This is a genomic window from Acinetobacter rudis (assembly GCF_000829675.1).
Taxonomy (GTDB): Bacteria; Pseudomonadota; Gammaproteobacteria; order Pseudomonadales; family Moraxellaceae; genus Acinetobacter; species Acinetobacter rudis.
In genome coordinates this window covers 21,948-27,947 of sequence record NZ_BBRX01000005.1, presented here as the reverse complement: position 1 = coordinate 27,947, position 6,000 = coordinate 21,948, and the positions used below count along the sequence as shown (strand labels likewise).

General features: G+C 33.0%; 6 protein-coding genes and 1 pseudogene. 6 read left to right on the top strand and 1 reads right to left on the bottom strand.

Annotated features, from left to right (window positions below; genetic code table 11):
- The first annotated feature begins 667 nt into the window (after positions 1 to 667).
- From Aru01_RS01315 to Aru01_RS01290, 6 genes and pseudogenes are all read left to right on the top strand, one after another.
- Positions 668 to 976, top strand: coding sequence for a hypothetical protein (locus tag Aru01_RS01315; RefSeq protein ID WP_016656614.1), 309 nt, complete (start codon positions 668 to 670; stop codon positions 974 to 976).
- A gap of 273 nt (positions 977 to 1,249) precedes the next feature.
- Complete coding sequence (locus tag Aru01_RS01310) at positions 1,250 to 1,564, top strand: hypothetical protein (protein WP_016656613.1); 315 nt, start codon at positions 1,250 to 1,252, stop codon at positions 1,562 to 1,564.
- Positions 1,565 to 1,643: 79 nt separating this feature from the next.
- Positions 1,644 to 1,985, top strand: coding sequence for a hypothetical protein (locus Aru01_RS01305; protein WP_155757965.1), 342 nt, complete (start codon positions 1,644 to 1,646; stop codon positions 1,983 to 1,985).
- 87 nt (positions 1,986 to 2,072) lie between these two features.
- Complete coding sequence (locus tag Aru01_RS01300) at positions 2,073 to 2,705, top strand: TonB family protein (RefSeq protein WP_016656611.1); 633 nt, start codon at positions 2,073 to 2,075, stop codon at positions 2,703 to 2,705.
- Positions 2,706 to 3,444: 739 nt separating this feature from the next.
- Positions 3,445 to 3,765 carry a hypothetical protein gene (locus Aru01_RS01295; RefSeq protein WP_228128749.1) on the top strand — a complete coding sequence of 107 codons (321 nt, stop codon included), beginning with the start codon at positions 3,445 to 3,447 and terminating at the stop codon, positions 3,763 to 3,765.
- Between the two features lie 57 nt (positions 3,766 to 3,822).
- A pseudogene (locus Aru01_RS01290) lies at positions 3,823 to 4,400 on the top strand (N-acetylmuramidase family protein).
- A 403-nt stretch (positions 4,401 to 4,803) separates the two neighbouring features.
- On the opposite strand, the gene Aru01_RS01285 reads toward Aru01_RS01290, so the two are convergent.
- Positions 4,804 to 5,796 carry a hypothetical protein gene (locus Aru01_RS01285; protein ID WP_155757964.1) on the bottom strand — a complete coding sequence of 331 codons (993 nt, stop codon included), beginning with the start codon at positions 5,794 to 5,796 and terminating at the stop codon, positions 4,804 to 4,806.
- Positions 5,797 to 6,000: the final 204 nt, after the last annotated feature.

Genomic DNA, 6,000 nt, shown 5'->3' with positions numbered 1-6,000 from the left:
TAGATATTATTAGTTTATGTTGCTATATTAAATCTAGGTAATATAATAATACATTATTTGACAACTCTAACTCCGCATGGTTATAGTACATGTAGAATCTAGCTCATCATGATTATAAAATAATTTGTATATTATTTTATAAACTTAATTTAACTTGTTATCTAAATAGCAATTTTTAGTTTTAAAATCAATAGACCCATTTTTAATGGCATTATTAAAATCCAAATAATCTTTATTTTTATCCCTAATAAAATCGTAAAGACTAATATCCTTTCTAATGGGGTAAGGTGTGTTACTAATCAACATCTTATCTTTATTAGGTCTAATATAAATTACACTTTGATTTATATCTATTTTGTTGCATTTATTTTTATCATCGAAGTCTAATTTGTGAGCAATTACGTATGGTTTATAAGATAAGGCTTCATAGCTTACATCGTTATTTTTAAATCATATACTGTATATGTTAGAGATAATGATAATACAAGAAAGTATAATCTTGCATTCAGAAAACGTTTTACAAAACCAAGATTGTTTCTTTGCTCATATAAAAAACTAATATAATTTATAGTAAGGTAAATCCTGTAGGAAGAGAAAGTTTTGATTTTTAAGACTTAATTTTTGCAATGATGTTAAAATAAGTAATTAAATATTCTTTTAATCAAACATGAAAATATTATCTTTGTTAATTTTATCTATTTTTCTAGTGGGTTGTGGTAAGAATGCTAAAAACGCAAAAACAGATGCTGAGTTTGTATCCGAATGTCGAGAGGTTATCCGCAAAGAGGTTGATTTTATTTCCTTTACAAATGAATCAAAAATTGATGTAACAAAGATAAATAAAGGATATGTAATGGTTGGCGGTATTCCATATTTAGCCAAGAGTCATGATGGTGGACAACGAGAGCGCTGGGCGAAATGTTTATTTTCACCTGATGGTAGTACTCCTTTTGTAGCTTACAAGGGCTATGCTTAATTACCAAACCTCCATCTGGCGGTTTTTTACTGGAAAGAATTGAAATCGAAACTTATCATCGTGGCCATCGCAGTATTAATTGCGGTGGTTTTTTACATTTTAATGTTGCTCGTTGATGATCCAAATCATATTTTTGCCTCATCGTTCGTATTTTGTCTGAGTCTTTCTTTATTGATGGGGCGGAGTTTTAAGTATTGATAAAAACTAAAAAAATTATTGATATCTAATTGAAAATAAATTATTTTTTTATTTTATTTTTTTGAAATACCAGAAATGAGAAAAGTTGGATTATTATCACTTATTACTATTGTTGCGATGTCTTTAACAGGATGTTTACAAATGTTTTCTCCTGTTGTTGGGGAAATGAGTCCTGGAGTTTATCAATTACAAGCACAAAGTAATGCGTTTGGCTCTGCTAAAGCATTAAGGGAAAAACTTTTAAAGAAAGCAGAAACTATCTGTAATGGCAAAGGATTTGAGGAATTGAGCAGTAATCATGCAACAAAAAGGGATGTGGTATATAACATGGGGTTGGTTGTACCTGTGAGTTCTAAATCTGCGGTTATGCAAATAAAATGTAAAGATTGATCTATTATTCAGAACCACCTTAGGGTGGTTTTTTGTAATGACAATTAGTATGTTGAGTAAAATTAAAGGAATTTTAGATATGAATAAACTTCTATTGGGTATATTGATTTTAATAACCTCAGGGTTATCTCATGCTAATCAGTCAGGATATATTTTAAGTGGTGATAAACAGTTATGCGACGCAGCTAGTTATTTTGCAGCAGTAGCATTTGAAGGGCATCACCATGGTGAAGATAAGAAAACCTTTCTTGATTACATAAATGAAAGTCAAGAGATACCTAATATAAAGAAAACCTACTTCAAAACGCTTCTAAATGAAGCCTATAACAAGCCTATTTATTCATCTGAAAAAGAAATGAAGTCGACACTTGCTAAGTTTCATGATGATACTTATAAGGACTGTATGAAGAGAGTATCTTGATAGTCAGATATCAAATTATAACAAAACCACCTTCGGGTGGTTTTTTAATACTCACTTTGCTATTTTGTGTGCACTTTAGGGGGATTTATGAAAAGAATATTATTGGCGATTTGCTTATCGGTATTTTGTTTTGGTGCTAGTGCAACAGTTGAAGAAACAGCAATAATAGCTATTAAATCGGGCGAGAGCTATTGGGTGAAACAACCTCGCATCCAATTGAATAATAATGAATTACAAGGATACGATAGAACTGTTCTAGTGGGTTTTTATGCCAATGAAAGTGGTTTTATTACTTCTACTAAGATATTGGAAAGTAGCGGATTAGATGAAATCGATAAGAAAGTAATAATGGCGGTCAAAATGGCAAAAGTAAAACCATATCAGATAAATGGTGTTTTTTACCCTATTTCTGCAAAACAGCATTTCACCATAATGGTTTCAAGGGATGCTGAATATCAAAAACTCCCTGTAATTCCTGTAATAAAATTAGATCTGAAAGGGAAAGATAGGCAAGTGGTTATATATGCTGAAGCTGATGATACTGGGAATGTGACAAGAGCAGAAATTAAGGAAAGTAGTGGGTTAAAAGTGCTTGATCAATACGTTCTACATGAATATCTCAAACAAGCCAGATTCAAACCACTAAGTATTAATGGTAAGTTTTATCCAATAACAAAATCTACGCGGTTTTATTTTAGTGAAAAAGATGCCATTGAGTAGTGACATGAAAAAAATATTATTGGGATTAATGATTGGGTTGCAGTCTTTCAGTTCATATTCTAGCGAGTTGAAGTGTAAGGACTCTTACGATATCTTTCAGAAAATTTTTAGTAGTACTGTGGATGTCAGAAGAGATGGCGATCTAAAAGAAATAAAAGAAATATTAAAGATTTATCAGTTGACACACTTAAGATCAAAGATAATGCCGTAACTGTTAGTGTTGCATCTGAAAACTCAGGTGATCTTATCATTGAGACAAGTGGAGGTCCGGTACGATGCAATATCGGCATTGAGGTTTCATCTGGGCCTGTGGCTCGGTCTAATGGTCCATCTCTAAGCGTGAGGTTGTATCGAGATGATATTTTAATTAGAAATTATTGGCTTAGTCATACTGGACAGTTTAACGATTACGGTGGTGAGAGCGCATATCTCTATTATTTCTATAGTTATACTTGCGAGAGTAAATAGCGAGACAAAGAAGGAATTTAAAGTTGAAAAAACTTAATTTACTAATTTTATGTGCTTTGTTGCTTCAAGCTTGTAGTACATATGATCCAGTACGTTACAAAGAAATGCGTGATTATAAAAATGAATTGCATGACAAAACGAATGGTTAATTAAATAACCGGAAAATATGACCCGCGAAAGCGGTTTTTTTTATGTCTAAAATTTAGGAAAACTCATGGAACCAGTTTCCACAGGCAGCTTGACTCCCTTTTAAAAATTCTATGGAGCTGCAATTGCTGTAACTTTGGCGATTGCAGCAGTAGCAACTGTTGTCATCATGATGCGCTTTCCACGTTCACCACTGGAGTGGGCGGTTGGCCTGATTTGTACTGTCGTCTCTAGCCTTGCAGGTGGCTCATTCATTATTGTCCGTTGGGGTCTACATGAATGGGTAACAGACATTTGGGGAATGATTGCCCTCGGGGGCTTCTTTTTCGTCTGTGGTTTACCAGGATGGGCAATTGTACGTTGGACTTTTAACTTCATAAATCGTCAAGAGGGTAAAACCATTGTAGAAGTCGTGAAGGAGTTAAAGAAAGTCAAAGATGAATAGTCTAAATAAGTTGAATGCCGCCTTTTATGGCGGTTTTATTTTGTCTGGAGAAAAGTAGTGTCTAAGAAATTAACAACTGAACAAATTGAACAACAAGCTGTTTCATTGGGTATCTCTGTGCCTGCACTTCGAGCCGTGATCGAGGTTGAATGTAAGGGTAGTGGCTTCAATAGCGACCAAACGCTAGTTATCCTTTTTGAACGTCATGTTTTTCGGTAGCATTTAATTGCAAATAACAAAGCGCAAACTGCTGAAAAGGCCATGCGTGAGCGACCAGAACTATGCAATAAGGCTGCTGGTGGGTATGGTTTATATTCTGCTCAACATGGGCGTTTAAATGCTGCTATTCAATATCATCGAGATTTTGCACTTGAATCAGCTTCATGGGTGTTAGGTCAGGTGATGGGCTATCACTGGAATATTCTAATTTACAGAATTTCATTAATGCAATGTACCGAGATGAAGCCTCACAGCTTGATGCAATGTGCCGTTATATCAAGGTGAATAATTTAGTCAAAGCTTTGCAGAATAAAGATTGGAAGGCCTTTGCACGTGGTTATAACGACCCAGCATATGCAAAAAATCAATACGATGTGAAGCTGGCTAATGCTTATAAGAAGTGGGGTGGCAAGTGAATCTATATCTCATCTGGAAATACAAATACTGGATCGCAATTGCGGTCCTTTCTTTTATCTGCTTTGGCAGTTGGCTTATACCAATCATTTAATTTGACGTGTGGAAATATTCAGAATTTCTCCAGCACGAACTTGGGTAATACGTTGATCTAGAACATCTTGCAGTACTGAAAGATGTTGAATTTCTTTGTCAGACATAGTGATCAGCATCTATACTTCATATCCAGTTCATGATGGTTTAACCATCATAAACTATACATTTTTATTGGTGAGGATATAGACACTTTGAATGGCTTCTAACAAGCCACGTAAAAGACTAAAAATGGGAACTATAGTCGATATCCAATTGATGCAATTCCAGTACTATCCCCAACAAGCCTATAAATCAAAATGAAGACTGATTCTATTTAACTAGTAATTTAATAGGTTGTGTAATTAAAAAAGGCTTTTTTTCACCATCTATAATATAAGGGTAAAACTTCATATTTAATAAAGCAGGTTTAATCTTTTGAAACACTTTATCTGATTCAAAACTAAAATGAATGCTAGGGTAACCGACTTTTTCAACGTCACCATTTTTATTGACTAGTATTTCAATAGTTAAATATCGGTTTTTACCATTTAATTCATTTGATCCAAGTGTAGGTATTTGTGGGGATATACGAAGTATTGGATCTGGAAAGGTCTTAAAATTATTATTTTGGGTAGTTAAATCTACATAGTTAAATTCTTCAAAATCACACTCAGTATTTTTTATTTCTTTTTCTCCAATAAATGAGCCATCATTTGCTTTCAAATTTACCTTCATCGTACTTGGATTTACACGAGTAAATATGTTTTCACTTAGTATCTGACAATAGATTGGGAAAATTTTACTAAAAGTAAGGTCAACATATTTACTTGAAGGCTTCTCAATATGTTTATTTGAGGCTGCTTTTAATAAAGTTATATCAAAAGTAAATTCTTGCATCGGCCCACGTATGGTCCTTATTATTTTAAAATTATCAGGATCGACATTTATTTCTTTTTTAGTCTCTTTTAACTTTAGTTTTTCATATTCAGGTGTATCTAAAAATTTATAATTTTTATCTAAAATTCCTTTTTCTAATAAAATAAGATCAAGTTCAGATGGTTTTATATTCTGAATTTCATTAGCACTTATTGTTTGTAATCCTGTCGATAATAATAAAATTAAAAAAATATTTTTTAAACATCGTTTTCCCTTGAGTTGGTTGAAAAAAAATAAGAGGCATAGTTGAACGCCCAGACAATGAAATAGACTTTTCGGACATTTCTGAACTTGATGAAAACTTTTGGAGAATAGCTCTAAGTTATTCTTCATTCCATGAGCTTGATTCCATATATAAGAAAAAGATAATCTTCCAGCCTTCAACATAATCAGTTCCACACCCATGTAGACATAAATTACCTTATTAGAAAATTATAACTGATCTTAATAGCCTTATTTAACATAAAATCTCATATGAGAACACTAAATGTTAGAACCTATTTAAAATGTCTACTTTAATAAAACTCCATGCCCCAATCTACAGCAACTGGAATCGGGGCAGGGTAGCGCTTTAATTCTATGGTCGCTTGA

Bases quoted from the DNA above. Each gene is read 5' to 3' on its own strand.
- Aru01_RS01315 (WP_016656614.1), top strand. From the start codon at position 668: ATGAAAATATTATCTTTGTTAATTTTATCTATTTTTCTAGTGGGTTGT.
- Aru01_RS01310 (WP_016656613.1), top strand. From the start codon at position 1,250: ATGAGAAAAGTTGGATTATTATCACTTATTACTATTGTTGCGATGTCT.
- Aru01_RS01305 (WP_155757965.1), top strand. From the start codon at position 1,644: ATGAATAAACTTCTATTGGGTATATTGATTTTAATAACCTCAGGGTTA.
- Aru01_RS01300 (WP_016656611.1), top strand. From the start codon at position 2,073: ATGAAAAGAATATTATTGGCGATTTGCTTATCGGTATTTTGTTTTGGT.
- Aru01_RS01285 (WP_155757964.1), bottom strand. From the start codon at position 5,796: ATGTTGAAGGCTGGAAGATTATCTTTTTCTTATATATGGAATCAAGCT.